24 protein-coding genes are annotated in these 25,366 nt (G+C 62.8%); 18 read left to right on the top strand and 6 right to left on the bottom strand.

Translation table 11 applies throughout. The features are described 5' to 3' along the window. The first annotated feature begins 4 nt into the window (after positions 1-4). Positions 5-898, top strand: a complete 894-nt coding sequence (locus tag FKB36_RS02380) for a TIGR00269 family protein (protein ID WP_261596419.1) — start codon at positions 5-7, stop codon at positions 896-898. 564 nt (positions 899-1,462) lie between these two features. Here FKB36_RS02380 and FKB36_RS02385 read toward each other — a convergent pair. Then, positions 1,463-2,185: a glucose-6-phosphate isomerase family protein gene (locus tag FKB36_RS02385; RefSeq protein WP_261596420.1), complete on the bottom strand. Its 723-nt coding sequence runs from the start codon at positions 2,183-2,185 to the stop codon at positions 1,463-1,465. Further along, the gene (locus tag FKB36_RS02390; protein ID WP_261596421.1) at positions 2,182-3,438 is read right to left on the bottom strand and encodes a COG1361 S-layer family protein; all 1,257 of its coding nucleotides are present in this window, start codon (positions 3,436-3,438) and stop codon (positions 2,182-2,184) included. Before FKB36_RS02390 ends, FKB36_RS02385 begins: the two co-directional genes overlap by 4 nt. 91 nt (positions 3,439-3,529) lie before the next feature. On the opposite strand from FKB36_RS02390, the gene FKB36_RS02395 reads away from it, so the two are divergent. After that, positions 3,530-4,321 (top strand): TrmB family transcriptional regulator, encoded by a 792-nt coding sequence (locus FKB36_RS02395; RefSeq protein ID WP_261596422.1) that lies wholly within the window; start codon positions 3,530-3,532, stop codon positions 4,319-4,321. On the opposite strand, the gene FKB36_RS02400 is transcribed toward FKB36_RS02395, so the two are convergent. Further along, positions 4,315-5,061, bottom strand: coding sequence for a DUF128 domain-containing protein (locus FKB36_RS02400; protein ID WP_261596655.1), 747 nt, complete (start codon positions 5,059-5,061; stop codon positions 4,315-4,317). The genes FKB36_RS02395 and FKB36_RS02400 overlap by 7 nt on opposite strands. Before the next feature lie 199 nt (positions 5,062-5,260). Between FKB36_RS02400 and FKB36_RS02405 the strand changes: the two genes are divergently transcribed. Next, positions 5,261-6,226, top strand: coding sequence for a hypothetical protein (locus tag FKB36_RS02405; protein ID WP_261596423.1), 966 nt, complete (start codon positions 5,261-5,263; stop codon positions 6,224-6,226). Between the two features lie 9 nt (positions 6,227-6,235). Continuing rightward, positions 6,236-7,561 (top strand): dihydrolipoyl dehydrogenase family protein, encoded by a 1,326-nt coding sequence (locus tag FKB36_RS02410; RefSeq protein WP_261596424.1) that lies wholly within the window; start codon positions 6,236-6,238, stop codon positions 7,559-7,561. 236 nt (positions 7,562-7,797) lie between these two features. Here the strand turns inward: FKB36_RS02410 and FKB36_RS02415 are convergent, their stop codons facing one another. Further along, positions 7,798-9,420 (bottom strand): putative manganese-dependent inorganic diphosphatase, encoded by a 1,623-nt coding sequence (locus FKB36_RS02415; protein ID WP_261596425.1) that lies wholly within the window; start codon positions 9,418-9,420, stop codon positions 7,798-7,800. Positions 9,421-9,550: 130 nt separating this feature from the next. Here FKB36_RS02415 and FKB36_RS02420 point away from each other — a divergent pair, with 130 nt between their 5' ends. The 14 genes from FKB36_RS02420 to FKB36_RS13375 all read left to right on the top strand — a co-directional run bounded on the left by FKB36_RS02420 (position 9,551) and on the right by FKB36_RS13375 (position 23,255). Beyond that, entirely contained in the window at positions 9,551-10,681 is a 1,131-nt protein-coding gene (locus FKB36_RS02420) for a COG1361 S-layer family protein (RefSeq protein ID WP_261596426.1), read from the top strand. Then, positions 10,678-11,352 carry an ABC transporter ATP-binding protein gene (locus FKB36_RS02425; protein ID WP_261596427.1) on the top strand — a complete coding sequence of 225 codons (675 nt, stop codon included), beginning with the start codon at positions 10,678-10,680 and terminating at the stop codon, positions 11,350-11,352. Before FKB36_RS02420 ends, FKB36_RS02425 begins: the two co-directional genes overlap by 4 nt. Beyond that, entirely contained in the window at positions 11,352-12,551 is a 1,200-nt protein-coding gene (locus FKB36_RS02430; protein ID WP_261596428.1) for an ABC transporter permease, read from the top strand. Before FKB36_RS02425 ends, FKB36_RS02430 begins: the two co-directional genes overlap by 1 nt. Positions 12,552-12,562: 11 nt before the next feature. Next, positions 12,563-13,756 carry an ABC transporter permease gene (locus FKB36_RS02435; protein WP_261596429.1) on the top strand — a complete coding sequence of 398 codons (1,194 nt, stop codon included), beginning with the start codon at positions 12,563-12,565 and terminating at the stop codon, positions 13,754-13,756. Positions 13,757-13,956: 200 nt separating this feature from the next. After that, a complete protein-coding gene (locus tag FKB36_RS02440) occupies positions 13,957-15,153 on the top strand; it encodes a hypothetical protein (protein ID WP_261596430.1) in 1,197 nt (398 codons plus the stop codon). A gap of 60 nt (positions 15,154-15,213) precedes the next feature. Continuing rightward, the gene (locus FKB36_RS02445) at positions 15,214-15,870 is read left to right on the top strand and encodes a MarC family protein (RefSeq protein ID WP_261596431.1); all 657 of its coding nucleotides are present in this window, start codon (positions 15,214-15,216) and stop codon (positions 15,868-15,870) included. Beyond that, a complete protein-coding gene (locus FKB36_RS02450; RefSeq protein ID WP_261596432.1) occupies positions 15,867-16,838 on the top strand; it encodes a phosphatase PAP2 family protein in 972 nt (323 codons plus the stop codon). Before FKB36_RS02445 ends, FKB36_RS02450 begins: the two co-directional genes overlap by 4 nt. Positions 16,839-16,888: 50 nt before the next feature. Beyond that, positions 16,889-17,347, top strand: coding sequence for an NfeD family protein (locus FKB36_RS02455; RefSeq protein WP_261596433.1), 459 nt, complete (start codon positions 16,889-16,891; stop codon positions 17,345-17,347). A gap of 1 nt (position 17,348) precedes the next feature. Then, entirely contained in the window at positions 17,349-18,434 is a 1,086-nt protein-coding gene (locus tag FKB36_RS02460; RefSeq protein WP_261596434.1) for an SPFH domain-containing protein, read from the top strand. Positions 18,435-18,625: 191 nt separating this feature from the next. Next, positions 18,626-19,888, top strand: a complete 1,263-nt coding sequence (locus tag FKB36_RS02465) for an ABC transporter substrate-binding protein (RefSeq protein WP_261596435.1) — start codon at positions 18,626-18,628, stop codon at positions 19,886-19,888. A gap of 206 nt (positions 19,889-20,094) precedes the next feature. Then, positions 20,095-21,270, top strand: a complete 1,176-nt coding sequence (locus tag FKB36_RS02470; protein ID WP_261596436.1) for an RNA-guided endonuclease InsQ/TnpB family protein — start codon at positions 20,095-20,097, stop codon at positions 21,268-21,270. A 183-nt stretch (positions 21,271-21,453) separates the two neighbouring features. Then, positions 21,454-22,470: a DNA-methyltransferase gene (locus FKB36_RS02475; RefSeq protein WP_261596437.1), complete on the top strand. Its 1,017-nt coding sequence runs from the start codon at positions 21,454-21,456 to the stop codon at positions 22,468-22,470. Positions 22,471-22,483: 13 nt separating this feature from the next. Then, positions 22,484-22,990 carry a PaeR7I family type II restriction endonuclease gene (locus FKB36_RS02480; RefSeq protein ID WP_261596438.1) on the top strand — a complete coding sequence of 169 codons (507 nt, stop codon included), beginning with the start codon at positions 22,484-22,486 and terminating at the stop codon, positions 22,988-22,990. Next, a complete protein-coding gene (locus FKB36_RS13375; RefSeq protein ID WP_390895683.1) occupies positions 22,968-23,255 on the top strand; it encodes a PaeR7I family type II restriction endonuclease in 288 nt (95 codons plus the stop codon). Before FKB36_RS02480 ends, FKB36_RS13375 begins: the two co-directional genes overlap by 23 nt. Before the next feature lie 74 nt (positions 23,256-23,329). Here FKB36_RS13375 and FKB36_RS02485 read toward each other — a convergent pair whose 3' ends face one another. Then, a complete protein-coding gene (locus FKB36_RS02485; protein ID WP_261596439.1) occupies positions 23,330-24,661 on the bottom strand; it encodes a site-2 protease family protein in 1,332 nt (443 codons plus the stop codon). Between the two features lie 37 nt (positions 24,662-24,698). After that, positions 24,699-25,328 (bottom strand): ribonuclease HII, encoded by a 630-nt coding sequence (gene rnhB, locus FKB36_RS02490; RefSeq protein WP_261596440.1) that lies wholly within the window; start codon positions 25,326-25,328, stop codon positions 24,699-24,701. Positions 25,329-25,366: the final 38 nt, after the last annotated feature.

Raw genomic sequence — 25,366 nt, forward strand, 5'->3', positions numbered from 1 at the left:
AAACATGAAGTGCAGCAAGTGCCACCGCGACGCGATTCTTTTCCAGCGATACTCCGGGCTGCACCTCTGCGAGCAGCACTTCAACCGGGATTTCGAGGCGAAGGCGAAGCGGGCGATCCGGGAGCACCGCTGGATCAGGCCCGGAGATACGGTGGCGGTGGCGCTCTCGGGGGGGAAGGATTCGAGCGCCGTCCTCTTCTTCCTCCACCGGCTCCTCGGCGAGCGCCGTGACGTTCGGCTGATGGCGATCACGGTGGACGAGGGGATATCCGGCTACCGTGACCCGAACCAGGCCCGCGAGATCGCGGAGAACATGGGCGTCCCCTGGGTGACGGCAACATTCGTCGACGAGTACAGGATCACGCTCGATGAGATCGTAAAAAGAAGGGGAACCCGGCTCTCCTGCTCCTACTGCGGCGTCCTCCGCCGGGCGCTGATGAACCGGATCGCTCGCGAGCATGGGGTCACGAAGTTCGCCTACGGGTTCAACCTGGACGACGAGGCCCAGTCGGTCCTGATGAACGCTCTCCGGGGTGATGCCGACCGGCTCACCCGCCCCATGCGGGAGGTTGAGGGGATGGTTCCCCGGATCAAGCCGTTCATGTACATCCCGGAGCGTGAGGTGGCGCTGTATGCCTTCCTCCACGTCGAGGGGTTCGACCTTGCGGGCTGCCCCTACGCGGGCGACGCTCTCCGGGGAGACGTCCGCGGCATCCTCGACGACTACACCTACCGCCACCCGGCGACGAAGTACTCGCTTGTGAACCTGGGCGAGGCCCTCCGGGAGCCGGAGAGGGTTACCGGCGAAGGGCTCCGGGTCTGCGAGCGGTGCGGTGAGCCGTGCGGGCGGATCTGCCGGACGTGCCAGGTACTTGACGAGGTTCGGCGGGGAGCCTGAGTGGAAGGCGCCTGATAGGGGATTGGTGTGTGTCTACCAACCGCAGGGGTGAAGCGTCAAATGGAACGTTTCCGGGATCACCCTATTTATAGGGTGAATTCCGAGGCAATTTTGTTCTACTCGCTCAACCCATCAACCGATACCCTCTGGATATCGCCATCGGGGAGACGGCCCGCCCCTGTCTCTGCAACGTAAAGGAGCACTGTAGCCCCCACCCCGCCCGGCCTCCGGCCTCCTCCCCCGCCCCGAGGGGCGAGGGCAGTGCGTGGCGATAGCCGGTGGGAAGCCGTGTCCCGGGAGCGAGTTGGCTATCTATCTTTTCCGGGATCTCCCATGCAGTGGACCGTGGGGGTATCGCCACTGGGGGTGGGGCCGACGGGGAGGGGGGAGCATCCCCCCTCCCCTGTCTCTATCCGTCCTGAATATCTCTAGCCCCCCACTCCCGCCCCTCGAGGGGCAGGGCAGTGCGTGGCGATACCTATTGGAAATCCGTCTACAGAATATGCAATGTTCTAAAACGGCAGGCGGTAGAGGTTAACGTCGCTTGACCAGCGCCTCGCCCCTCTACCGCATCGCGAGACACCCGCCGGTCACGTCGGCGAATATCTCCATAAACTGCTCCGGGTGATTCAAAAACGCGACCGACCGGGGCCGCCCGATCAGGTCGTAGAGCCCGACCTCTCTCTCGATCCCGATCTCCGGGACCTCCATCGGGTTGCAGTAGCGCACCGGGGGCGCGTCGGGGTAGCGCGGGTTCTTCACCAGCGCCCCGCCCTCCATCTCATAGTACGCGGCTCCTTTCAGGTCCGCGTAGGGGCCGTAGTTGCTTGAGAACTCCGACGAGACGAGGTTCGCCATCACGAGATCCTCTCTTGCCGGGTTGATCGTCACGTGGCCGTAGCCCGGCGGGATCAGGATCTTGTCACCGGCGGACGCCTCGATCATCACCACGTCGTCGGCATCGCGGGTCTGGAGGAGGTAGTGCCCTGTCCCCTCGAGCACCTCGTAGATCTCCGGGTAGAGTTCCCCTGCCAGGTTCTCGGTGTGGTAGTGGCCCTTTGTCTTGACGTACTCCCCGCAGAGTGTCCGGGCAGGAATGACGGTGATATCGTAGCGAATGTGTTGCTGCCGGAGCCATTCCCGGTCGCTCTCATTCCGGGCGAGATCCCGGTACATAAAATAGAGGGGGTGATCGGAGGTACAGGTCGGATCTGCGAGCACCTCCCGCATTTCCTCGATTATCCTTACCTGCGGCTCCGGCTTAGGGCCGTCCCAGTACCCGTTCATCTCTGTTTCTTACGGTACACGAATATATAATACCCTGCACCGACGATGACGGCCAGGACTGCGATCAGGAAGACCGGGTTGGTGAAGAGCGTGCCCTGCCTCTCCTCGAGCGCAACCCGCACCTTCATGCTGTCCGATATCTTGCTGTTGTCGAGGTTGTCGCGGTAGCGGATCTCGGAGTCGATCCCGTACTCCTTCGCGGTGCCGGCACCGTCGACGTTCACCTCGAACCTTGCCGTCGCGGTCTCGCCGGGAGCGAGGTCGCCGAGGAAGGCGGTGTCGTCGCTGCTGGTGAAGGGGTCGACGGCGCTGATCCGTGCCTGGGCATTGTAGACCGTTGCCGCCCCGGAGTTCCTGTACTCGACTTCAAGGATGCTCTTCTGGCCCTGGTAGAGCGTCTGCGGAGGTGAGACGACCTCGAAGGCGATCTTGCCGCCTACGGGAAGGCCGATTGTCGCCGGCCTGGAGGTCACCGTCTTGCCCTCGTAGTCCTCGTAGGTGACCGCGACGTCCAGCGGGTAGGACTGGGGCTCTGCGGTGTTCGCGACCGAGACCTTGAACTTCACGTCCACCGTCTCGCCCGGTCCAAACGTCCCGATGTATGCGTTGCCGTCGGTGGGGATGAGCGGGCTCGAGCCGCTTCTCGTGACCATCGCGATCGCCTTCTCTGCCGTCTCGTGACCGACGTTCTTCAGGGTCATGTAGACGTAGCCTTCCGTGCCGACGTTCAGCGACTCGGAGCGGACATCAAGGACCTCGACCTGGAGGTCGGGCGTGACCCGCACGGTGAGCGGCAGGGTCAGGGTCTTCTTCTGGTAGTTGTAGCGGAGAACGTCGCCGTAATCTTCAGCGTCCTGCAGGTAGGTGTAGGTCACCTCGAGCGGCAGCGTGTATGTGCCCGGCTCGGCAGAATCCGCCACCTTCACGTTGAAGACGGCGTTCGCGGCGGCGCCGCCCGCGATGTCTCTCACGAACTGGGGGTCCGTCTTGACGGTGAACGGCGCGTCGCTGCTCTTGAGCGTCACGGTGACCAGTTTTGCGGTGTTCGGCTGGTCGTCGGGCGTGACGAGGGTCGAACCGACCATCTTGTGGGTATTCAGGCCGCTGTTGGATATGATGACCCCAAGTTGGGTCTCGTCCCCCGGTGCAAACTGGTTGGTACCGGAGATTGTTGCCGACAGATCGGGGCTTCCATAGAGGTATTTAACACCCTGTGCCGCCCCCGGCGCAGCCAGGAGTGCCAGCAGGAGCATCAGTACGGGTAGGTATTGCCAACGCATCTCTTCACCTTGTTGTTATTTTAGCAACAACATTTATTGCTGAACAGTATATATACATGATGGAATGAAGGCACTCCGGGACGTTCCCGTCCACCTCCTCGACTCCCTCAAATCGCTGGGACTTACGAAGTACGAAGCTCTCGTATACATAGGGCTTCTCAGAACGGCGGGAGCGACCGCGACGGAAGTCCACGAGATCTCCGGCGTGCCGCGCGCATCCGTCTACCCGGTCCTCGACCGGCTCGTCCAGAAGGAACTGGTCAGCGTCTCGCACACGACACCCAAACGCTTCGATGCGGTTCCTCCCGACCAGGGCGTCGAGAACCTGATGCGCCGGATTGAGAGCGACGCAGAGAGCGCCCGGGAGGGCCTCGAAGCCGTTTACCGGGAGAAGGAACTGGAAGGCCCGGGCGGCCAGGAACTGGTCTGGACGATCTACGGCGAAGAGAATATCAGAACCCGCCTTGCAGGAATGTTCAAGAGTGCGGAGCGGAGTGTGGAGTTGCTCGCATCGGGGGATCTCCTCCAGAGGAGCGTCCTCCCGCTGCTCGATCCCGTTCCCGGCTCCGTGCAGGTCGATATCGTCACCGAGCGCTGGGCGGACGAGCAGCCTTCCCGGTTCCGTCTCCATATCATCTCTCTCGCCTCTCTCTACAAAACCCCAATCTTAGCTGAGAAACTGCTGCCGTACGAAAGGTCGGGCGTCTTTTTAGTGGACGATACCCGGGCGCTGCTCTGGATGGAAGGAGCCGACGGTCAGCCCTCCGCCCTCTATTCTGAGTCCGCGGGGCTTGCCCTCTTCGTGCGGCGGCATATCGCCACCGTCATGGAATGGACGAAGATTGCGGTTCAGTAGTCGTCGAGGTAGCCCATTGCCTGGATATCGATCAGCCCTTTGAGGGCCCGGGTCACGACCGACCGCCCGGTCTCTCGTACGGCCGCCATAGCGTTTGTGCCGCCGACCATCGCCACGCCCAGGTACTGCGGGCTCACCGGGACCCCGAGCAGGGGGACGTTCGGGGCGCCGACGTCCAGGATACCGGAGAACCCTATGGACGCAAGTTCATCGAGCACCGTACCCAGGAGGTGTTCGGCCTCCATGTGGCACTCCCTGATGTTTGCGAGGATGTTGCCCTTTCCGTGATCCATGACGTCGAGGATCGACGTGGCCTCCTGGGAGATGAGGACCTCGAGGGGATCGAGCGTGGTGTCGCGGTAGAGGATCAGGCTCGTGAACCGTTGCGCAACCCTCCCGTCGACCTCGACGATCCCGCCCCCGATCGGGCTCGCCGGGATGCCGCGCTGGAGAAGAAGCGCGTCGAGCGTGATACTGCACATCGTGCAGATGGCGTGCCGCCCGTCCGGCACGATAAAGCCGCCGACCTGCTCCCCCGGCCCGGCGACCAGGAACCGGTCGCTGATGGTGATGCCCCGTCTGTGCGCCTCTTTCATGACGGAGAGCGCGAACTCGAGGTCGGGGCTCTCGATGAGCGAGAGGTTGTAGATGATCTTCCCCGTGTCGTCCTCAGGGCGGTAGGTCACCTTGAGCGCGTACTCCTCGATGCGGTGGTTGGTGAACTTCAGGGGAGCGTGCATCATCAGATCTCTTGCTCTGCAGAAGAAAAATGTGTTGTCTTCCGGATCCGACGGATTCTGCCGAGAGAAACTCAGGGCGCCGCCACCCTTTCGCCGTCCCGCGCATCCCGGGGTCACGCTTTTCTCCTGCCCCGTTAACAGCCGCCAACCCTCCTCGAAGGGAAAACTTGTTCTATCTCCCTGTGATATTGTAAGATGAATGGAGAGTGGGACTCGGGAAAAAGCCCGGAACGTGCTGAAGCGGATCCTTGCCGCGGCCTCCTACGACGTTGAGGAGGTCGGCGACCCGTTGGATCTCTCCGCCGTCGGGAACGAAGACGCCCTGGTGGTGCTCTGCTCGGACGATCCGGAGACGATTGGGAGCTTCGATTCGATGATCTACCGCCTGCGCATCGGTGAGGATGACTGGGCCTGCAGGAAACTGCTCTTCACCCTCGATCCGGCGGTGCAGACAGAGGACTGCATCCGGTGGGGGCCTGATGAGTTCGCCTGCTACGCGGGCAGGGCCGCGCTCGCGGAGGTGCTCGGACAGACCCTGGTCCTGAACCTCCCCGGCCCGGCCCGGACGGCTTGGCGGGGGCAGATCGAGGCTTCTCCTGCGGCGGTGAAGGAAGAGCTGCAGGATGGGCCGGCGCTCCCTCATCTCCCGCTGAAAATCTCCGAGATGCGCGCCTGCGGTATCGCCGGGCTGCAGGGGACGGCGAAGTGCCGGTTCATCCCCTACTGGAACTACCGCTACGTGAGCACCGGCGAGCGCGAGGTGAAAGACCGGCTGGTCTCCTTCGACGCCGAGGGCACCGGAGCGGTCAATGCCATCAACGGCCTGAAGATGGAGATCAATCCCGACGATATCGAGCGCGGCCCGGTTCCGTTCGGCTCCGAGATCGTCGCCACCCGGCTCGTGCGGGAGGACGTGGAGGAGCAACTCGTGCGGGACATCATCGACCGCCTCACCCAGAGGGTGCGGTTCCGCTACGAGAAGGGCGACGCCATCTTCTACGAGGAGAAGACCCTCAAACCCGATCGTAGCAACATCAAGGTCGATATCGAGGCCGTTTACGTCCCGGTCTGGCAGGTGCGGGGCGGGAGTAAGATCGTCGAGGTCAACGGGTTCACCGGCGAGATCCTCTCGATGCCGATGGACGAAGGCGTCGAACTGCTGTAGGGAGAGATCATGATCGTCGTCATCGGCGGCGGGCCCGCGGGAAGGCTCGGGGCGATCCACCTCGCGCAGGCGGGGAAGGATGTCCGGCTCGTCGAGCAGCGCAGCATCGGGGGACAGTGCCTTCACGAGCGGTGCATGACAATCTGTGCCTTGAACGACGTTGCACGGCTCATCGAGTGCGCCAGGACCCAGAAGGACCTCGGCATCCTGGACTCTGTGCCGACTGTCTCGTATCCGGCCATCCGGAAGCAGCTCTCCGAAGTCCAGAATAAACTCTCCTCGGTTCTTGATGCGGAGACCCGCCGGGCGGGGGTCGAGATCGTCTACGGGGCCGAAGGCCGGTTGGAGGGGAACCGGGTCTTCATCGGCGACGAGGAGGTCCGGGCGGACGCGGTCCTCGCGGCCACCGGGTCGCGGCCGGCAATCCCCGATATCCCCGGCACCGACCTCTCCGGCGTCCATACCTACCGGACGCTCCCCACCATGGCCGACCTCCCCCGCCGCATGGCCGTCATCGGCGGCGGGGTGGTGGCGGCGGAGTTCGCCCATATATTCCACGCCTTTGGTGTCGAGGTCGATATCATCGCCCGGCACGGGCTGCTCCGGGACCTCGACGAGAAGATGCGCTCCGCGGCGTTGCGCGATCTCGCCGGGGTCGGAATCCGCGAGGGAACTCCGGTTACGAGCATCGAAGGCGGCGGACGGGTCCGCTCGGTCATTTTGGCCGGCGGCGAGGAGATCGAGGCCGATGCCGTGCTGCTTGCAACCGGGCTCGTCCCCAACTCGGAGATGCTCCAGGGGCCCGCGAAGCGCCCGGACGGGGCGGTCATCGTCGACCGGCGGATGCGCACGAGTGTTCCGGGCGTCTACGCCGCCGGCGACGTCATCGGCCCGCCTTTCCTCACCCCCGCGGCCCGGAGGGAGGGCGTGGTGGCGGCCGAGAACATCCTCGGCCGCGAGACCGTCATGGACTACGAGGGCATTCCGCAGGGGATGAGCCTCCGCTACGATTACGCCTTCGCCGCGACCGCCGGCGGCGACGGAGGTATCACCCTCTCGGCCCCCGCGCCTGCGGGCCCCGGTTCGTTCTGGGACGTCGCGGGCGGCTGGGCGGGGCTTGCCCAGATCCGGGTCGATCCCGGGAGCGGCCGGCTCCTCGGGGCGGCCGCCGCCGTTCCCGGGGCGTCGCTCCTCCTCTCCTACATCGGCTACCTGATGAAGCAGGGCATCACCGTCGATGACTTCGACGAGATCGTCGAGGTCCACCCCTCGACCGACGGCGTCTACGGGCTCGCCCGCTACGCTGCCGGGCTGCTCAAGAAGAAGAACGAGTGAGCCTAGGAGTAATAGTAGAGCCTCATGCGACGGACGCGAAGAGGCGTTGCTATACCCATACACGGAAATTCGTGGGTAGTAATAGGGGCGACAGCAATATGGCCTCACGCGAAGAACGCGAAGGGAAGTTGCTCTCAAATAAACCGATCTTCGCGTTCTTCGCGGCTTCGCGTGAGTTACTTGCCGGGGATAACAATACAGCCCCACACGAAGCCGCGAAGGGAAGTGGCTTGTTGTTAGATCTGCCGGAACATATGCCCGAACTTCGGGATGAAATCTTTTTTGCGGGACATGACGCCTTCGAGCCGGACGGGCTGGTCCCGAAGGTCCATCTTGGCGATGCAGGCTTCATCCCCGGCGGCGAAGAGATCGCTTGCGTTACTAAAGACGTTCGTAAAGAGGGCGAAGAAGCAGTCGACCCCCATCGTCGTCCGGAGGCGCTCGATCTCCTTGCGGATCTCAGCGGCGTGGGTCTCTGCGAAATCAAACGACGACGCCATCACCTGCGAGACCATGATGCTCTTCCCGAAGAGGTTGTAGCGCTTCATATCCCGGGTGAGGAGTTCATCCTTCGGGAGGCTGTCGAGGTCCATGCCTTTCCGGATCAGTTCCGGCCCATACTCGGCCGGGTCGACCCCGGCGATCCCCGCGAGGTAGTCGGCCGCCCGGATATCCGCCGGGGTGGTCGTCGAGAGTTTCATCACCATCGTGTCCGAGAGAACCCCCGAGAGAAGGAGCCCGGCGGTCGACGGCGTGGGTTCCACGCAGGCCTCGATGAACTTGTTCGCGACGATCGTCGAGGTCGACCCCACGGGGTCGTTGAGGAACCGCACCGGCTTTAAGGTCGAGATCGCCCCGAGGCGGTGGTGGTCGATGATCTCAAGGATATCCGCCTGCTCGATCCCGTCCACGGCCTGCGAGTACTCGTTGTGGTCGAGGAGGATCACCGACTTCTGGACATCCTGCATCAGCGTCGTCCGGGATACGAGCCCGATATGTTGCCTTTCGTCGCCGACGACGCAGGCCGTCCTGAACTTGGAGTTCGAGACGACGCTCTTTGCGTATTCAAGCGAGTCGTCCAGACGCACCGTGGGGATGTCGGTCTCCATGATCATGCTCGCGGGGAGAGAGAGGCTGATCATCTTCCCGACGCTGAAGGCGTCGAGCGTCGTCGCGAGTACCGAGGCCCCTCTTGTCCGCGCGGCATCGATCACCCGCTCGCCCACCGGCGCCCCTTCGGCGATGATGAGCGCGGCGACCCCTGCCGATATCAGCGCGAGCTGGGCGGGTTCGTTGTCCCCGACGATCGCGATGTCGTCGGGCGTCATCCGGGAGAGGGTGACGTGCAGGGCGTCGATGACGGTGTAGACCCGGGCTTGCCCGAGCGCCTCGCGCGACGAAACGAAGATTCGGGCATCCAGGATGCGGGCGAGGGTCTCGAGCGGCATCGGGATGAGCGAGAGCTGTTCCCGGGGGTTCTTTCTGACGTAAGACCGGGCGAGGCCGTACTCGCTCACGAGACCGACCAGAGTCTCGTCCCCGTTTGTGATCGGCATGTTTCGCATGTCGTAGGTGTCCATCAGGGCGGCGACGTCGATCGTCGGAACGTCCTGGCGGGCGCTCCGGGTATCGAGCGGTATATCCGATACGGTGGGCTCGACGCTCGCTACGTAGACCGGCGCCTCGGCGTTGAACGTATCGAGTGCAAACCGTGTCTCTGGGCTCACCTCCCCGCACCTGGCGGGGATGTACTTCCCGGGCTCGGCGCGGTTCAGGAGCTCGGCGTAGCCGATGACGCTGCAGATGCTGTCGGTGTCGGGCTGCTTGTGGCCGATGATATAGATCTTATTCAGTCCCATGCTCTCCTCGGCACCCCGGCGGGGTGATGGTTGTTCCAGAAACTATCGCTCTCTGCCGTCAAAGGTCTTATGCCGGCTCGGGGGTGGTGCGGGGATAACGTTGAAGTAGAGGCCCTCTCCATTCTTCCGTGTGGAATCTGGTTTCGCCCTCCTCACGTTCGTCCTGGTCTGCCTTCTCGTCTCCTCCCCGGTCGTGGGGGCGCAGGGCGACGTAACGGTGACGTCCGTTGCGGTCGAGCCTGAGGTGCTGATGCCGGGCGACGCGGGCTTTGTGACGGTTACTGTGCAGAACACCGGCCCGTACACCCTCCCGCTCGGCGGCGCCCGCCTCTACGGGGACGGCGTCGTCCCGACGGGCGAGCCCTACCCCTCGGTCGGGGCTCTCGGGGCCGGCCTCAACCGGACGTTCACCTTCGCCGTCCGGGCGGATGCGCCGAACGGGACATACTATCCGCGGTTCTCCCTCGATCTCCGGGAGAACGGAACCCTCACCCACCCGGTTCCGGTCAGGGTCGACGGCACCCCGCTTGGGGTGTCGGTCTTCGAGAGGCCCGAGACCTTCTCCGGGTCCCGGACGGCCGGCATCACGGTTCTGGTGGCGAACCCGCGGTCGAACGCCGCCTCCGGTGTCCAGGTGATCCCCCGGGGCGCGGACTTCTCCGTCACGCCAGAGAGCGCGTTCATCGGCACCCTCGAACCCGATGCGTCCGGAACCGCCGCCTTCAACCTGACCCCGGCAGCGGAGACGAACGTCACGTTCCAGGTGGTCTGGCGCAACGGGATCAACGCTCACACCGTGGATCTCGTGCTGCCGGTCGCGTTCGGCGAGGACAAGAAGCAGGCCGATCTCATCGTCACCAACGTCGAGATCGTTGTGGAGGGAGATGCCTACCGCGCGACGGGCGACGTCATGAACGCGGGGTTCGAGCCCGCCCGATCGGTCATCATCTCCGCGGGCGCCCCCGCAACGCCGGTCGATCCCTTCCGGGTCTACGTCGCCGGGACGCTCGATCCCGACGACATCTCGACGTTCGAGGTGACGTTCAAGACCGACGGAACCGTGGAGGAGATCCCGCTCGTCATCGAGTACCGGGACGGCGACGGCAACCCCTACACCGCTGCACGGCCGATCTCGCTCGAGAACCGCACCGCTGAGGAGACCGGCGATACCGGGCTACCCATCGTGGCCGTTGCCGTCATGGCGCTGGCCGCCATCGCCGCCGGCCTTGTGGTCCTCTGGTATATCCGGAGGCGGCGGTGAGCGGTGAACCCATCCTCCGGTTCGAGGAGGTCAGCAAGATCTACCCCCTCCCGGCGGGCGATCTCGTGGCGCTCGACCGTGTCTCGCTCACCGTCGATCCGGGCGAGTTCATCGCCGTGATGGGGCCTTCGGGCTCCGGGAAGTCGACGCTCTTGAACCTGATGGGCTGCCTCGACGTCCCGACCCGCGGGGAGATCTTCCTCTCCGGGCAGGAGATCTCGGGGATGAGCGACGACGACCTCACCCGGCTCCGGCGCGACCGCATCGGGTTCGTCTTCCAGCAGTTCAACCTCATCCCGCTTCTCTCGGCGGTCGAGAACGTCGAGTTTCCCCTCCTCCTCACCACCGGCCGGGAGGAGAGCCGGCGCCGCGCGATCGAGGTCCTCACGGCCGTCGGGATCGCCGAAACCCACTTCGCCCATAAACCGGCCGAACTCTCCGGCGGGCAGCAGCAGCGGGTCGCGATCGCCCGGGCGCTCGTCAACGACCCCGACCTCCTCCTCTGCGACGAGCCGACCGGCAACCTTGACTCGAAGACCGGGTCGGCGATCATGGAGATTCTCGCGGCAGAGAACCGGGAGGGTAAGACCGTCGTCATGGTCACCCACGATCCAGGGGTCGCCGCATACGCGCGGCGCACGATCCGGATCGTCGACGGGAGGGTGGCTTAGTGTTCTTCTCGTTCGCGACGAGAAACCTCCGGCGACACTGGATACGCTCAACCCTCTCGATCATCGGGATCGTCATCGGTGTCGTCGCGATCGCCTCTCTCGGCGTCATGGGCAACAGCATCAACCTCCTCGCCGCGAACATCATCACCGATGTCGGGGACACCGTCGTGGTCACGCCGCACACCGCGATCGGCGGGACCTTCGCCGGAGACCCGCGGACGGTGGTGGACGCCACCATCCCCGCCCGCGAGGTCGAGGAGATCCGGCGGGCGGCAAACCCGCACCGGACGATCCCGGTGCTCCAGGGGGCGGACAAGGTTGAGTTCGGCCGCGGCGAGAGCGGGTATGCCCAGATCATCGGGCTCGAACCGGGGGATATCCCCGTCCTGCTCAATCTCGCGGAGGGACAGCATCTCCGGCAGAACCAGGCGGGCGCGCTCGTCGGCATCCACCTCGCCCGGGAGTACGGCATAGCCCCGGGTTCGAGGATCGCGATCGGGGGTGAGGACGTCCGGGTGGCGGGCGTGCTTGCGGAGCGGGGGATGGGGTTTGACATCAACCCGGATTACGCGATCGTCGTCTCCGACGGCTGGTACGAGAGCCACTTCGGGGCGAAGGATTCCTACCCGATGGTCATCGTCCGGGTCGGCGATGTGGAGCAGATCGATGCCGTAAAAGATGCCATCGAGATCCGGATCAACCGGCGCGAGGATCTGGTCGACGTGTCCGACTCGCGCGAGATGCTCGGGCAGTACGAGGAGATCTACGATCAGATCACGGCCTTTCTCCTCGGCATCGGCGGGATTGCCCTCGTCGTAGCCGCCGTCAACATCTTGAACGTCATGTACATCTCGGTGACCGAGCGGATCAGAGAGATCGGCGTCATGCGGAGCATCGGGGTGCTGCGCGGGGAGATCCTCCGGATGTTCCTCTACGAGGCGATGATCCTCGGGGTCATCGGAAGCGTCGTCGGCGGCATCTTGAGCACCGCCTTCGGCTACCTGATCAGCGTTGCCGCGATCGAGGTCGCCACGACCGGGACGACCTTCGGCGAGAACTTCACGGTCTTCGACCAGAGTGCGGTCGGGTTCATCATCTTTGGAATGGCGTTCGGTATAGGAACGAGTATCGCCGCCGGGTTCTACCCGGCGTGGAGAGCCTCAAACCTCGCCCCGGTCGATGCGATGAGGCAGAAATAGGGGTGCAGGGCATGATCTTCATCGATCTCGCGGTCCGGAACCTCAGGCGGCACAGAGCCCGGTCGTTCCTTGCAACGGTCGGCATCGTCATCGGTGTCGTCGCGATCGCCTCCCTCGGCATCATGGGCAGCAGCCTCTCGATGCTCGTCGGTGGGATGGTCGCGGACGTGAGCGACACCGTGCTCGTCACCCCCCACCTCGCGGCATCGAGCGGCGATCCCTTCGATCCCCGAAGTGCCCTTGCGGCGAGCATCTCCACGAAGAACGTGGGGCTGATAGAGAAGGCCGCGGGAGAGCACCGTGTCGTTCCCATGATCGTTACGTCCGACCGGCTGCGGGTGCGGGATACGAGCGGCTACGCAACGATATATGTCATGCCCGCAACCGACATCCCGTCCTTGATCGAGCTGGAGGCGGGCCTCTACCCCCGGGGAAGGTCTTCGGGCGTGATGGTGGGCTCGCTCCTTGCCGACGAACTCAACCTTCACCCGGGAAGCCGCATCGAGGTCGGGGGCGAGAGCGTCCGTGTCCTGGGGGTCGCGGCAGAGCGGGGGATGGGCATCGACATCAACCCCGATTATGCCATCATCGTCACGGAGGACTGGTACACGGAGCGACATGGGCCGCAGGACTACACCCGTGTCGTCGTGAAGGTGAGCGACCTCTCCGCAATCGAGGATGTCAAGGCCGCCATCGACCAGCAGATCAACCGCAGGAGCGAGGTCGTGGACATCCTGGACTCACGCGAGATCCTGGAACTCTACTACGAGACCCTCGACGCCATGAACGTCTTCCTCCTGGGTATCGGCGGGGTGTCGCTCCTCGTCGCGAGCGTGAGCATCCTGAATGTCATGATCATATCGGTCACGGAGCGGACGGCGGAGATCGGGCTGATGCGGAGTATCGGGGCGCGAAAACGGGAGGTCCTCCGGATGTTCCTCTATGAGAGCCTGATCCTCGGGGTCACGGGAAGCATCATCGGCGGCATCGTGAGTGTCGTGATCGCCTCCTATGCCTCCGCCTCCATAGCGGATCTCTTCGCCGACTTCGCCGTCTCGGGCGGCGCGGGTATCCCCATCTCCGTGGTGATCGGGTATGTCGCCTTTGCGATGGCCTTCGGCATCGGAACAAGTGTCGTCGCCGGGTTCTACCCATCATGGAAGGCGGCGCAGTTGAACCCCATCGAGGCGCTCCGCTACGAGTGATCTATCCCGCAGGGACCCGGGCGGGCGGTCACGTCGCCGCCCCTTGTGGTAGTAGCGCATGCGTAATTTCATAGCCATGGAGACCGGAAACTCTATGAGCACTTGCAGGATGATAGACTTCCCTGTCAGGAAGTGCTCTGACCCTCATCAGGTCCCCAATACGATAGCAATACCCAAGCTGTGTGGAACGAATGTTACAGATGACTACGTGGCTCGACAAGAACTTCAGCTCGCTTCAGCCAACGCGGGCGATCATCATGAGAGCGCTGCGCCACCTGCGCCCCGCGGATAGAAAAAAGCTCTTCTCCGAGGATCTTCCCGAGATGCGAACCGCCGAAGGGCGGTGGTTTGAGGCGATCGTCTACGAGATGATCCTCGACCTCTCGCTTCAGACCGATCTCATCCTCTCCGTCGTGGCCCGGGGGGCCGACGGGCCGTCGAGGGTCAAACGTGCGCAGCTCGGTCAAAACGGGCTCTTCTACTCGAACATCGGCGATATCAAGGTCAGGGGAAACGGCCAGGATCTCGCCGAGGTCGACATGGTGCTCGTCGACCACACCGGGGCGCTGACGTTCGGCGAGATCATCACCTCTCCTGCCGACCTAAAAGAGTTCGAGGCGGAGATCCACTACAAGAAGCAGCTCTTCGGTTACCTCTATGGTCAACCGACCGTGCCGTTCCTCCTCATCTCCTCGGTAGACATATCCCGGACGGCCGTCGTCCGCCGCCTCCTCAAGGAGCCCGACAACGTCCTCCTCACCACCCCGACCTGTGAGGATTTGAAAGCCTTGATCCGGCCCCGGGATCTCAAACGAAGCCCGCACCGGCAGATCCGGCACCCGAAATTGATCTCGATCGCCGATATCCCGCCCCGCCGGCCGTTCGATTACAAGAAACTGCACGACGAACGGATGCAGAGCATCATCGCCGCCGTCACCTCGAAGCAAGGCGTCGGGGAACTCGGCACCCCGGACGAGATCCCGCCGATCGTGAAGAAAGTCCTCTTCGGGGGGCTCTACCCCTCCGCTATCCGGATGCTCGATGCCCGATATCCTATCCGCATCAAGGGGAAGACCTACGACCCGGACACGATCCAGAAACAGTTCTCGAAGGTCATCCTGGCCGTGAACATCCCGGAATACCGACCGATCATCTACCTGCGAACCCGGAACAAGAAGGAGTACCTCAAGATGGTGCCGAACAGGGCCGGCGGATTCAAGTTCGAGAGCCGGCGAACGCCCCATATGGCAGGGTTCTTCCTCTGGCTCGAGTCCGTCCAGCCGTCGCTCGGGGCCGAACTGACGCGGGCGCTCCTTGATGCATTCCCTGCCGTTCACGTCCCGGAGGCGGGTGCGGCAGGAAAAACGAACGTCGCCCCTGCAACCGGGAAACCGTAAGCTACCTATGTTACCCGGGCGCATACTTCCTCAGATGCCCCTCAGGCGTGGTGATCCGAAATGGACCTGATCGCTCAACTTGCCGAGTTTCTGAGTTTCAGCCTGATCGCGATCGCGTCGATCGTCGCCGTCATGAATCCCGCCTCTACGGTTGCCGTCTACACGGCGCTAACCAAGGGGATGGCGGAGTGTGAATGCCGGCAGATCATAAATTCTTCCATGAAGATCGCCTTCATTGTGCTCGCCTTCTTCGCCCTCACCGGGCAGTTGATCTTCACGATCTTCAACATCACCGTCCCGGCGTTCCAGATCGCCGGCGGTATCCTGCTCGTCAGCGTGGCGACCGGGATGCTCGGCACGAAGGGCGAGACCTACTCTGCCGAGAACCTGGAACACATCTCTGTTGTCCCGCTGGCCTTCCCGCTCTCGGCCGGACCGGGGACGATCACGACGGTGATCCTGCTCGCCTCGGGACCGGAAGGTCTCTACGGTCTCCTCGCCGTCTTCCTCGGGATCGTCGTAGCCCTCGCCATCTCCTACGTCGGAATGATCTACGGGCCCTGGATCTTCTCTCTCATCGGGGAAGGGGGGCTCCGGGTCGTCCCGAAACTGATGGCGATCATCGTGCTCGCGATAGCCATCCAGTTCATCATCAACGGGATCGCGGCGGCGATGCCCCAGCTCCTCACGAACCTTGACCTCTCCGGGGTGATATGACCGAATTTCAGATTGCGCTCATCCAGATGCTTCAGGATCAGGCGGCGTGGCTCGCGGTCCCGATGCAGTTCTTCTCGTTCCTGGGCCAGCCTGAGTTCTACCTGCTCGTCGTCGCGATCCTCTACTGGTGCTGGGACCCGCGCCTCGGTCTCCGTCTCGGTCTCCTCCTGGGGATATCGGGTGGGATCAACGAGGCGCTCAAGGTCGCGTTCCACCTCCCCCGCCCTTACTGGGTCAGCCCGGAGGTCCGGGCGCTCGGGAGTCATCCGTCGTTCGGGTTGCCGTCGGCCCACGCCCAGGGTGCGGCGACGTTCTGGGGGCTGGTCGCCGCAGACGCCCGGCGTTGGTGGGTCTCTCTCTTTGCAATCGCTCTGATCTTTCTGATCGGCGGTTCAAGGGTCGTGCTCGGGGTCCACTTCCCGATGGACGTCATCGCGGGCTGGGCGGTCGGGTTCGTCGTCCTCATCGGGTTTCTCGCACTAGAGGGGCCGGTGGGCCGCAGGGTCGCCGCCCTCCCGCTCTCCCGGCAGGTGCTCCTCGCGTTTACAGGCTCCCTCGTCCTGGCGCTGCTCTCCTTTGCCGCCCTCGCCTCGCTCGGTGACTGGCAGGTCCCTGCGTCATGGGCGGCGGGGGCGCTCGAGCGCTCCGGCGAACCGATTCATCCACTCTCCCTCCAGGACGCCGTCACGGCGTCAGGGCTCTTCTTCGGGTTTGCCGCCGGCGCCGCCGCCGAGCATCACCGCGGGAGCATGTGCGCCGTCAGGGAGGGATCTCGCCGTCTCTTCCGTTACGCCATCGGGATCGTCGTGACAGGAGTGATCTGGTTCGGGTTCGGCCTCCTCATCCCGCCGGACCCAGCCTGGGTTGTTTACATCCTCCTGTATCTCCAGGCTGCCGTTGCCGGTGCCTGGGTCTCGTTCGGCGCTCCGATGCTCTTTGCCCGCCTGAATCCGGCGGGCGGTACCTGAAGAGGAGATTTTTCCATACTCTTTTATCCCGCCCGCCCCCATTCCTCCTTATGCTTGCAGAGGGGATCGCTCTCGGCTGGATTCTGATCGTGCTCGGGGCGGTGCTGCTCCTGGTGGAGGTCTACCAGCCCGGGTTCTTCATCGCCGTCCCGGCGACGGTCCTGATCATCCTCGGAGTTCTCCTTCTCCTCGGCGTTGATATCCTCACGTCCCCCTGGGGCCTCGTCATCGGGGTTCTCGCGGCGATCGTGGCGGCCTCGGTCACCGTATGGCTCTACAGCCGCCTCACGCCCGGTCATGAACCGCCGAGGACGCTCTCCCGGGACTCGCTCGTCGGTCTCGAAGGGACGGTGGTCGCGCCGGTTGATCCGGAGACACTCATGGGGAAGGTGCGGCTCGGGAGCATGGAGTGGAGCGCCCGTTCGGAGTCGGGAGAGATCCCGGTCGGGAGAAAAATTATCGTCGTTCGCTCTGAAGGGGTGCACGTCGTCGTGAAGGAGGTCACATAAGATGCTGTTAACCGGAGAGTTTCCATGGACCGGGCTGATCACGGTCTTTCTCATCATCGTCATCATCATCATATTCGCCCGCGGCGTGGTGATCGTCCAGCCGTATGAACAGGGGCTCCAGATCCGTCTGGGCCGGTACATCGGGAGGATGAACCCCGGTTTCAGGTGGGTGGTCCCGCTGGTCACGGTGGTCAAGAAACTCGACCTCCGGACCGAGGTGATGGACGTCCCGCGGCAGGAGGTGATCACGAAGGACAACTCCCCGACGAACGTCGATGCGATCGTCTATGTCCGGGTGATCGACCCCGAGAAGGCCTACTTCGAGGTGATGAACTACCGGTCGGCGACGGTGGCCCTCGCGCAGACGAGTCTTCGTGGGATCATCGGTGACATGGAGCTCGATGAGATCCTCTACAACCGGGACATCATCAACACCCGTCTCCGGGATATCCTGGACCGGGAGACCGACGCCTGGGGTGTGAAGGTCGAGCGGGTGGAGATCAAGGAGGTCGATCCGGCGGGGGCGGTCAAGCAGGCGATGACCGAACAGACCGCGGCCGAGCGGGAGCGGCGTGCGGCGATCCTTCGCGCCGACGGCGAGAAGCGTGCGGCGATCCTCAAGGCAGAGGGGAACCGGCAGAGCATCATCCTGGAGGCCGAGGGCGAGCGGCAGAGCAAGATCCTCCGTGCGGAGGGCGAGCGGCTCTCCCGGATCCTGCAGGCGCAGGGCGAGGCGCAGGGGCTGCGCATCCTCTCGGTCGGCACCCGGCCGCTCGATAAGCGGGCAATCACGGTCCTCTCGCTCGATGCCTTGAAGAAGATGGCCGACGGTCAGGCGACGAAGATCATCTTCCCGTTCGAGCTCTCGAGCGTCGTCAAGCAGGCCGCGGAGTACCTCGGCGCCACCGCAGAGTCCGCGGATGTCCCGGAAGGCACGGACCTGCCGTCGGAGGATATCCTCGGGGAGATCCCGGGCCCGGAGGCGCTCAGGGCCGCGGAAGAGGCGGCACGGAGCATCGATACCAACATCGACGCGGAGATACAGAAGAGGCCGCGGGACCTGATGGGGGAGGGAGAGGAGCAGTAAGCCTGCCTTCCCCCTTTTTTTTGAGACGCATATCCCGGCATCGTCCGTGCCGGCCAAAGACGCACCCGGCGTGAGGCGTCATCGATGCTCCGGGAGTAAAATCTTCCATCCTGGCTGTTTTTCGGTCTAATTCGCCGTGGGGCTGCGGGCCAAAACGAAATGGTTATTCCTCATCTCATAGAGTAAATCCTATGAGAAACGCTTCAGCAGCATTCGTGCTTCTCCTCCTTGGTGCGGCAGTCTTCGGCTGCGGGTGTATGGGGTCGGAGACGGCCCCTACAGGGCCGGATGCGGATCTGGGCCTCGTCGTCGGCGCTCTCCTGCCGCTCTCCGGCGATTACGCTGGGGGCGGGGAGGCGAGCCGGGTCGCCCTCGAGGTGGCGGCCGCGGATATCAACGACCACTTTGCCTCTATCGGGTCGGACCGGCGTGTCGGTATCATCATCGAGGACACGAAGGCCGATCCCGCCACAGCGCTCGCGAAACTCCGGGCGCTTGATGAGCAGGGCGTCCGGATCGTCATCGGGCCCGGCACCAGCGCCGAGCTCGAGGCTGTCCGGGCGTATGCCGACGAGCACGGCATCCTGATCGTCAGCACCATGAGCACGGCGCCGTCGCTTGCGATCGCGGGCGACAACGTCTACCGGTTCGTGCCGCCGGACACCTACCAGGCCGACGTCATGGCATACCACCTGAGAAAGCAGGGGGTTACGGCGATCGTACCGGTCTGGCGCGGCGACGTCTGGGGCGATGAACTGGAGAAGCTGACGGCTGCGGCGTTTGTGAGGGGTGGCGGGAAGGTCCTCGACGGCGTCCGGTACACCCCGGACCGCGGGGAGTATGGTGCGGTGGCAGCGGATCTCGATGCCCGGGTGGCCCAGGCGGTCGCGGCGCACGGCAAAGAGAAGGTCGCCGTCTACCTGGTCAGCCTCGACGAGGCGGACAGGGTCATGGAGGCGGCGGTAGCGAGAGAGAACCTGGCGAAGGTCCGGTGGTACGGGTGCGACGGCAGCGTCCTCCTCGACTCGCTCGCGACGGGGAATGCCGCCCGGTTCGCGGCAGAGACGAAGTTCACCAGCCCGGCGCTCTGGAACCAGGAGGGTGTCGCGTCGAACACGGCCACCATCCAGAAGATGCGGGAGGCCCTCGGCCGGCACCCCGACGGTTACGGTCTCGCGACCTATGATGCGCTCTGGATCGTCGCCATGGCCAGGACAGAGGCCGGTACCGCGGATGTCGCCATGCTGAAGACCGCGGTCGGGAGAACCGCAGAGGAGTCCGGCGGCCCCCTCTTCGGACCGGCGCACCTGAACAGTGCCGGCGACCTCTCGAGTGCGCACTACACCTTCTGGACGGTAAGTGCCGACGGCGCCGCCTACCGGTGGGTGCCGGTCGTCCAGTACGGCGTCACGGCGGCGGGCGCCATTCCGGAGATCGAGTGGGTCGGTGCGTGAGTGTCGGGGCACCGCCCCTGTTTTTTTTAGCTGTGCCGGTTCAGTTTCACCCCCCGCACGGTGCACTTTAACTTTCGGGGGTGAAGGGGGCAGAGCGGGAAGTCCCCGGTCTTCAGGCCGGGGATGAAAGCGGGGCCCCCTTCCCAATTCACTTTCACCCCGCATGGATAACGTCTATCTCGTCCTCCAACGTATTTGCAGCGTCGATGCTCCTCTCCTACAAGTACCGGGCGTATCCCGGCGCAACCACCGAGACACGGCTGAACAGTGCGCTCGATACCTGTAGGTGGCTCTACAACACACTTCTCGAAGAATGTACTACCGCGCGGGAGCACGGGATCACTCCGACGATGCGAGGAACACAGGCGCGGATCGTCACGCTGAAAGAGGAGAATCCATTTCTGAAGGGCGTGTACTCCAAAGTGCTCCAGATGGTGAACTATACCCTCTGGAGCAACATCGCTGCACTCTCCCAGACACAGAAGAGAGGACGGAAGATAGGCAAACTCCGGTTCAAGAGCGCATTCCGATACCGGACGATCAACTATAACCAGTCCGGGTTCAAGATCGACCGGGAACACGGCACGATCACGTTCTCGAAGATCGGAGCGATTCCGTTCACCCTGCACCGCCCGTACGCTGGCACGGTGAAGGGCGTCCTGATCACCCGTCGCGGGGATCGATGGTATGTGATCGTTCAGGCAGAGCAGGAGGCTTCCGCACCAAAGCGTGAAGGACGGTCTGTCGGTATCGATGTCGGTCTGAACTCGTTTGCAGTCGATAGCGATGGTGCGGTGATCGAGAATCCCCGGTTCTCTGAGCACTCACTTGACCGGATCAAGAAGTTACACCAGAGTATTGCCCGGAAACAACGGTTCTCGAAAAACTGGAAGAAGGCAAAAGGGAAACTGGAGAAGGCGTATGAACATATCACGAGCCAGAAGAACGATTTCCTGCACAAACTTTCGCGTCGGTACGTTGACACCTATGCAACGATCTGTGTTGAAGACCTGAATATCAAGTATCTGAAAGAGAACGGCAACTCTCCGGGACTACACAGGAGCATTCACGATGCTTCATGGGGAAGATTCTATGCTTACCTCGCGTACAAGGCTGAAAGTGCTGGTACGAACCTTGTCAAAGTCGATCCCAGGAATACATCGCAGATGTGCTCGAACTGCGGAAGCATTGTGAAAAAAACGCTCTCTGAGAGAGTCCACGAATGTCCACACTGTGGGTTTGTTGCTGATCGAGATTACAATGCTGCGGTGAATATTCACCGCGTGGGGATGGAACAGCCCTTCGAGCCTGTGGAGACGATACCGCTACATCACATTGCTGTGATGCAAGTGTTGGCCATGAAGCAGGAAGCCCCGCCCTGAAGGGCGGGGTAGTTCACTGGTCGAAGCGGAAAACATGACGGTGCAGATGTGAAGTTGCCCCCGTGGCGACGGGAACCGCTCATGGGCGAGCGTGCTGCAGTTCATGGTCGTGCCCGCCGCACTGCCGGGAGGGACTCCGGTGCGGTTATGTAATAAGGGATATTAATCATAGAAAGAGTGGCCATGAGTTCAAGACCTTTTCATCCGCCGGGAACGTTCCCCGTTGTTGCCGAGAGGCTTTTTTTTATCAATAAGACCGGGCAGGATCAGCCGCTGGAGAACTACGTGCCGGCCGAGATCTTTGAAGTCGCCAGGACTGATGGGCAGCGGGCAATCCCGAAGATAGCAAAGGATCTCTCACTGATAAAGGAGATCGAGGCCATCTCCGGCAACCTGCCGACAAACCACCGTTTTGTAAATGCGGATAGCCGCGATCTTGCATTTCTTCCCGACGAAAGCGTCCATCTGGTCGTGACATCGCCCCCCTACTGGACCCTCAAAAAATATCCCGAGAAAGAGGAACAGCTCGGGCAGATTGAGGACTATGAGATCTTCTTAGAGGAACTTGACAGGGTCTGGAGGCATATCTACCGGGTTCTCGTTCCCGGGGGCCGTCTGGTCATTGTTGTCGGCGATGTCTGCCTGCCCCGGCGGGAAGCCGGGCGCCATGTCGTCATGCCTCTCCATGCGAGCATCCAGGAGCACTGCCGGAAGATTGGGTTTGATAACTTGGCGCCGGTCATCTGGTACAAGATTGCCAATGCCTGTTTTGAGGCGGATTCGCCAGGATCGTTCCTGGGAAAACCCTATGAGCCTAACGGGATCGTCAAGAACGATATCGAATACATCCTCTTTCAGCGGAAACCCGGCGGTTACCGGAGACCTACGCTCGAGGCACGGCTGCTCTCGGTCATATCCGAGGAGAACCAGAAGGCATGGTTCCGCCAGATATGGGATCTCAAAGGCGCGTCGACAAAAGATCACCCTGCACCCTACCCTCTGGAACTGGCCGAGAGGCTTGTGCGGATGTTCTCGTTCGTGGGCGATACCGTCCTCGACCCCTTCGGCGGGACGGGGACAACTGCCCTCGCCGCAGCGCGGTGGGGTCGAAACAGCATCAGCGTCGAGATAGAAGAAAAATACTTTGTCATGGAGGTTGAACGGTTTACTCATCAGGCAAAACAGTCCCGATTGTTCTGATAGAGGTTGGCCTATGGTGAGTGAGAGGATTCTCCGGGAGATTTCCCGGGATGACTATTTTTCTTGTGCGGTGCGGTATTTCTGGGATAAGAGGGCGTCGCAGGCAAAAGATCAGAATGATCGTGGTGTAAGAGATCAGGGCTTTCGTTCGGAAGCGACGGGCGGAAAGCATATGAATGGATTCTTTTCGCTAATCCGAAATCTGCTGGTGGATATCGGGGTGCCTGAGGGAGATATCTGCACGCGGAAGAGATCGCTCGACCTTCCGGGGTACTTCCGGGCGGAGAAGCAGTGGGATCTTATCGTTATCAAACACCGTCCTGATGGAAAGAAGGAACTGGTTGCCGTCCTTGAACTGAAGTCCCAGAAGGGCCCGTCATTTGGGAACAACATCAATAACCGGGCTGAGGAGGTTTTAGGGAGCGCATACGATCTCTGGACTGCCTACCGGGAGGGAGGGGGCCTTCAAAACGTCCCCGTCGCCCTGGCTTGGGTATATGCTCCTGCTGGAAGACTGTGAGAGATCGCGAACGAGCGTGAGGAACAATGAGCCGCACTTTGAGGTTTTCCCCGAGTTTAAGGGCGCTTCTTACATCGAACGCTATCACCAGACCTGTCTTAGGCTGGTGCGGGAAAGAGTCTATTCCGAGGTATGCTACCTGCTTGCGCAGGAAGAGGATAAGGCGAAACCCCGGAACTACTCCGAGCCGGATGAGGTCTTATCGGGGTCCCGGTTCCTGCGGTCCCTGTGTTCACATCTGAACAACTTCTACAAGATAGCATAACCCCGGCCGCGCGCGGCTGGAATCCTGGGGATGAAGGGGTTCTCGACCCCCGACAGGAAGTAAGAGACGGATATTTACCCCATCGTCAGCACGAACCGCACCGCCGCGACGATCATCGGCATCGTGATGAGGAGGATCAGCATCACCGTCACGAACCCGCTGATCGAGGCGACGACCCGCTGCGCGTATTGAGACCAGCCCCGCCGCTCGAAGAACCGCTCCACGCCTTCTTTCATCATGTAGCCGCCGTCGAGTGGGACGATCGGTATGGCGTTGAACATCCCGACCAGCAGGTTGAACCACCCCGTCCAGAAGAGGAGGTGGACCGTGCCCCAGAAGAGAGGGAACGGCTCCTCCCAGGCGATCTGCTCGGGGGTATCGGTGAGCAGGATCCCGAGCTGCTGGGAGTTGCCCTGGATGAAGGCGTCGATCGGGGCTATTGTCAGGTAGAGCGGCGCGAGAAGCCCGAGATCCGCGATGTTTCCGATATGCTCCTTCACCGCGGGAGCGTTGTAGTAGTAGACCCCCATGAACCCGGTGTCCCGGTCGCCGCCGAGCTCTTTCGGCCATTCATCCAGGGTAAGGGTGTAGGTGCTCTCGACCCCGTCCTTTTCGGCCGTCAGGGTGACCGTCTCTCCCGGCCGCATCTCCTCCATCGCCGCCGAGACCTCCTCCTGGCTTGCCACGGGAACGCCGTTTATGCTCGTGATGACCGAGTAGCCCGGAATCCCCGCGTCGGCTGCGGGGTAGTCCTGGTAGACTCCCTGGACGAGCGGAACCGCAAGGGGCGTCGCCATCCCCACGAGGAGGAACATCGCTGCAAAGCACGCGAGGCCGAATACGATGTTGTTCGTGATCCCGGCGCCGAACATCCGGATCTTCGGCATCCCCTTCGCCGCTTCCACGTCCTCCTCTTCGGGCTCGACAAATGCCCCTATCGGGACGACGGCGATGAGGAGGCCCATGCTCTTCACCCGCATATCCTCGACCCGGGCGAGGATGGCGTGGCCGAACTCGTGGATGACGATCGTGAGGAGGAGGCCGAGGACGACGGCCGCGGTGATCGGGATCGCCTGGTTGACGCCTGGTATCGCGAGGAGGTTTCTCGGGTCGTAGATCCCGGTCGGCTCTGGGGTGTGCACCAGATACTGGGGGACCGCGAGGAGCAGGGCGAGGGTCATGAAGGCCGAGACCACGACGACCAGCAGGACCCCGAGCGTCGCGTAGACCCGGAGCGGACGCCGGAACTTCTGGAACCAGTCGAAGAAGCCGACCCGCTCGGTCTTGATGGCGAGGATCGGGCCGAAGAACATGACGTGATCCTTGAACAGCCCTCGTTCGCGGATGTAGTAGGCTATCAGGAGATATGCCGCGACGAGGAGAAGGAGTATCTGGAGCCAGTTCATCACTCACGGTTGGGGCGCGTGAGGCATAAAATCTTGGTCAGGCAAAATCCTGCATGGTTGTCTGGCAGAGGTTCGAGACCGTCTTCCAGCTCCGGCGGGCGCAGGGCGGCGGGCTCCCGTGCTCCCGGATGTAGCCCCGGAGGAACTCGATGGTCACCGAATCAGAGGGGTAACCGCTCCCGATCGCCCCGTACTGCTGCTCGAGTTCCCGGATCGCCCGGTCGCGGGTGACTTTCGCGACGATGCTCGCCGCGCCGACGATCTTGTACCGGTCGTCGGCGCGGTGCTCGGCGACGATCCTGCAGGGATAGTCGAGGAACCCCGCGACCGTCCGCCCGTAGCGTTCCGCGTTCACGTCGCAGGCGTCCACGTAGGCCGACTCCGGCTGGAGTCCCGCGATCGCTTCGGCGTGGAGTTCGGCCACGCAGGTGTTCATGCTCATCCTGCTCCGGGCATCGTCGATCCCGGAGGCGTCGATGGTGACGATCGCTATCGAAAAATCGCGGTAGAGGATCTCGTAGAGCGCCTCGCGCTGTTTCGGCCGGAGCGCCTTCGAGTCCCGGATGGGAAGACCCGCAAGGTCTTCGATATCCCGGCACCCGACGGCGGCGACGACCATCGGGCCGAGAACCGAGCCTTTCCCCGCTTCGTCAACCCCGCAGATCACACAAAGTGGTTTATTCGCAAGGTATTTCAATCCCGGCG

The sequence above is a fragment of the Methanoculleus formosensis genome (assembly GCF_025384765.1).
GTDB lineage: Archaea > Halobacteriota > Methanomicrobia > Methanomicrobiales > Methanoculleaceae > Methanoculleus > Methanoculleus formosensis.

Bases quoted from the DNA above. Each gene is read 5' to 3' on its own strand.
- FKB36_RS02380 (WP_261596419.1), top strand. From the start codon at position 5: ATGAAGTGCAGCAAGTGCCACCGCGACGCGATTCTTTTCCAGCGATAC.
- FKB36_RS02385 (WP_261596420.1), bottom strand. From the start codon at position 2,185: ATGAACGGGTACTGGGACGGCCCTAAGCCGGAGCCGCAGGTAAGGATA.
- FKB36_RS02390 (WP_261596421.1), bottom strand. From the start codon at position 3,438: ATGCTCCTGCTGGCACTCCTGGCTGCGCCGGGGGCGGCACAGGGTGTT.
- FKB36_RS02395 (WP_261596422.1), top strand. From the start codon at position 3,530: ATGAAGGCACTCCGGGACGTTCCCGTCCACCTCCTCGACTCCCTCAAA.
- FKB36_RS02400 (WP_261596655.1), bottom strand. From the start codon at position 5,061: ATGCACGCTCCCCTGAAGTTCACCAACCACCGCATCGAGGAGTACGCG.
- FKB36_RS02405 (WP_261596423.1), top strand. From the start codon at position 5,261: ATGGAGAGTGGGACTCGGGAAAAAGCCCGGAACGTGCTGAAGCGGATC.
- FKB36_RS02410 (WP_261596424.1), top strand. From the start codon at position 6,236: ATGATCGTCGTCATCGGCGGCGGGCCCGCGGGAAGGCTCGGGGCGATC.
- FKB36_RS02415 (WP_261596425.1), bottom strand. From the start codon at position 9,420: ATGGGACTGAATAAGATCTATATCATCGGCCACAAGCAGCCCGACACC.
- FKB36_RS02435 (WP_261596429.1), top strand. From the start codon at position 12,563: ATGATCTTCATCGATCTCGCGGTCCGGAACCTCAGGCGGCACAGAGCC.
- FKB36_RS02440 (WP_261596430.1), top strand. From the start codon at position 13,957: ATGACTACGTGGCTCGACAAGAACTTCAGCTCGCTTCAGCCAACGCGG.
- FKB36_RS02445 (WP_261596431.1), top strand. From the start codon at position 15,214: ATGGACCTGATCGCTCAACTTGCCGAGTTTCTGAGTTTCAGCCTGATC.
- FKB36_RS02450 (WP_261596432.1), top strand. From the start codon at position 15,867: ATGACCGAATTTCAGATTGCGCTCATCCAGATGCTTCAGGATCAGGCG.
- FKB36_RS02455 (WP_261596433.1), top strand. From the start codon at position 16,889: ATGCTTGCAGAGGGGATCGCTCTCGGCTGGATTCTGATCGTGCTCGGG.
- FKB36_RS02460 (WP_261596434.1), top strand. From the start codon at position 17,349: ATGCTGTTAACCGGAGAGTTTCCATGGACCGGGCTGATCACGGTCTTT.
- FKB36_RS02465 (WP_261596435.1), top strand. From the start codon at position 18,626: ATGAGAAACGCTTCAGCAGCATTCGTGCTTCTCCTCCTTGGTGCGGCA.
- FKB36_RS02470 (WP_261596436.1), top strand. From the start codon at position 20,095: ATGCTCCTCTCCTACAAGTACCGGGCGTATCCCGGCGCAACCACCGAG.
- FKB36_RS02475 (WP_261596437.1), top strand. From the start codon at position 21,454: ATGAGTTCAAGACCTTTTCATCCGCCGGGAACGTTCCCCGTTGTTGCC.
- FKB36_RS02480 (WP_261596438.1), top strand. From the start codon at position 22,484: ATGGTGAGTGAGAGGATTCTCCGGGAGATTTCCCGGGATGACTATTTT.
- FKB36_RS13375 (WP_390895683.1), top strand. From the start codon at position 22,968: ATGCTCCTGCTGGAAGACTGTGAGAGATCGCGAACGAGCGTGAGGAAC.
- FKB36_RS02485 (WP_261596439.1), bottom strand. From the start codon at position 24,661: ATGAACTGGCTCCAGATACTCCTTCTCCTCGTCGCGGCATATCTCCTG.